The organism is Micromonospora sp. ATCC 39149, assembly GCF_000158815.1.
GTDB lineage: Bacteria > Actinomycetota > Actinomycetes > Mycobacteriales > Micromonosporaceae > Micromonospora.
The window spans coordinates 5,858,849-5,861,525 of the sequence record NZ_GG657738.1 but is presented as its reverse complement, the minus strand read 5'-3'; the positions used below and the strand labels follow the sequence as shown (position 1 = coordinate 5,861,525).

2 protein-coding genes and 1 rRNA gene are annotated in these 2,677 nt (G+C 71.2%); 1 reads left to right on the top strand and 2 read right to left on the bottom strand.

Annotated elements, in window-relative coordinates; genetic code table 11:
* Window positions 1-597: hypothetical protein (locus tag MCAG_RS33945; protein WP_036375256.1), on the bottom strand; the 597-nt coding region annotated here is incomplete at its 3' end.
* 147 nt (window positions 598-744) lie between these two features.
* On the opposite strand from MCAG_RS33945, the gene MCAG_RS32860 reads away from it, so the two are divergent.
* Window positions 745-2,100, top strand: coding sequence for a hypothetical protein (locus tag MCAG_RS32860; RefSeq protein ID WP_198141801.1), 1,356 nt, complete (start codon window positions 745-747; stop codon window positions 2,098-2,100).
* 92 nt (window positions 2,101-2,192) lie between these two features.
* Here the strand turns inward: MCAG_RS32860 and rrf are convergent.
* Window positions 2,193-2,309, bottom strand: a 5S ribosomal RNA gene (gene rrf, locus MCAG_RS25755).
* Window positions 2,310-2,677: the final 368 nt, after the last annotated feature.

Below are 2,677 nucleotides of genomic sequence, written 5' to 3'. Positions count from 1 at the left end.
GTCGTCGCCCTCGATCAGTACCCCGTCGAGTTCGAGCAGCCGCTCGGCCGCGTCCGTCTCGCCCTCGGCATCGATTTCGTCCGCCCGGGAGAACCATTCCCGGGCCTCCTCGCGCCGGTCCACGGCGAGCAACGCGTCGGCGTACGCGTACCGGAGCCGGGCTGCCCACGGTTCCGTCGCGTCGTTGGTGAGCTCGCGGACCTGGAGCATGGCGACGGCCGCGTCCTTCTGACCGAGGTCACCCCGTGCCCCGGCGGCGACGATCAGCAACTCGATCGCGACGGCCTGATCGAGCTTCTCCCGGTCGGCCCCCCGGAACAGGTCGATCGCCCGCTCCGGACGCCCGAGCGCCCGCTCGCAGTCGGCGAGCACCGCCAGGTGGCTCTGCAACCCCGTCATCCGGTGGTACGTGCGCAGCTCGGCGATCGCCGTCTGCCACTCCCCCGCGTGGTACGCGGCCAGCCCGACCGCCTCGCGTACCGCCGAGATGCGCGACGCGAGCCGACGGGCGGCGAGCGCGTGCGCCAGCGCCTGCGCCGGGTCCTCGTCGATCAGCTGACCGGTCGCGACCAGGTGCCGGGCGACGGTGTCCGCCACCGGCTTGGCCAGCGACAGCAGTTCCGCGCGGGCGGCCTGGTCCAGGTCGGACGCGACGATCTCGTCGGGCAGCGCCGGAGCGACCGCCCCCTCCCGCTCGGCACGGTCGCGCCGGTCGTCCCGGCGGTCGCGCGACGCGTCCCCACCGTGGCCGCCGTCCCGACGCCGGTCCTCGAAGCCCCGCTGGTCGTCCCGGCGCGGGCGATCGCCCTGTCCGCCGGTTCTGTCCCCGCCCCGGTAGCCACCCTCACGACGGTCGCCGCCACGGAAACCACCCTCGCGGCGCTCGCCGCCCCGGAAGCCACCCTCGGGACGGTCACCCCCACGGAAGCCACCCTCACGACGGTCACCCCCACGGAAGCCACCCTCGCGGCGCTCACCGCCACGGAAACCACCCTCGGGACGGTCGCCGCCCCGGAAGCCACCCTCACGCGGACCGGAACGGAAACCACCCTCGCGACGGTCCCCACCGAACCCGCCTTCGCGGCGGTCGCCACCCCGGAAGCCACCCTCACGCGGGCCCGAACGGAAACCACCCTCGGGACGGTCACCGCCCCGGAAGCCACCCTCACGGCGCTCACCGCTACGGAAGCCACCCTCGGGACGGTCACCGCCCCGGAAGCCGCCCTCACGGCGATCCCCGCCACGGAAACCACCCTCGGGACGGTCGCCGCCACGGAAGCCACCCTCACGCGGACCGGAACGGAAACCACCCTCACGGCGCTCCCCGCCGGCACCGCCCTCACGACGGTCACCCCCACGGAAGCCACCCTCGCGACGCTCACCGCCCCGGAAACCACCCTCGGGACGGTCGCCACCACGGAAACCACCCTCACGCGGGCCCGAACGGAAACCACCCTCGCGACGGTCCCCACCGAACCCGCCTTCGCGGCGGTCGCCACCCCGGAAGCCACCCTCACGCGGGCCCGAACGGAAACCACCCTCGGGACGGTCGCCGCCCCGGAAGCCACCCTCGCGGCGATCCCCGCCACGGAAACCACCCTCAGGACGGTCACCCCCACGGAAGCCACCCTCACGCGGACCGGAACGGAAACCACCCTCACGGCGCTCCCCGCCGGCACCGCCCTCACGACGGTCACCCCCACGGAAACCGCCCTCACGGCGATCCCCGCCACGGAAACCACCCTCGGGACGGTCGCCACCACGGAACCCGCCCTGACGGGAGTCACCATCGCGGCGGAAACCACCCTCACGCGGCAGGCCCGACCGGAAACCGCCCTCGCGGCGGTCACCGCCGCGGAAGTCCCGGCCGTCGCCGCGCGGTGCGCCCTGCTGGCCACCGTCTCGGCCACCGCCGGCGAAACGCGAATCGTCTCGGGGGCGGAAGCCACCCTCACGGCGATCGCCGGAGCCGCCGCGCTGGTCGCGCGAGCGCTCGTCCCGATCCCGGTACGGCGGGCGGTCATCCCGTCGGGGCGCGCCGCCGCGTCGGTCGGAACGGTCTTCGTAACGTCGAGGACGGTCGCCGTCCTGGGGTCCTGAACTCACAGGTACATCCTTCCTGATTGCGCCGCACCCGACGCTACGCAGTCGAGGGCCGACCCCCATAGGGGCGGCCCTCGACTGGAAAGAATGTCCGGCGGTGTCCTACTCTCCCACACCCTCCCGAGTGCAGTACCATCGGCGCTGGAGGGCTTAGCTTCCGGGTTCGGAATGTAACCGGGCGTTTCCCCTCCGCCATGACCGCCGTAACTCTATGAACATACCAAACAACCCCACCAACACACACGTGGGTCGCTTGCCCGTTCAGAGTTGCACAGTGGACGCGTAGCAGCTTGGGTAATCAAGTCCTCGGCCTATTAGTACCGGAAAACTCAACCCGTTACCGAGCTTACATCTCCGGCCTATCAACCCAGTCGTCTAGCTGGGGGCCTTACCCCTACAAAGTAGAGTGGGATACCTCATCTTGAAGCAGGCTTCCCGCTTAGATGCTTTCAGCGGTTATCCCTTCCGAACGTAGACAACCAGCCGTGCCCCTGGCGGGACAACTGGCACACCAGAGGTTCGTCCGTCCCGGTCCTCTCGTACTAGGGTCTCCCTTATCAAGTATCCTACGCGC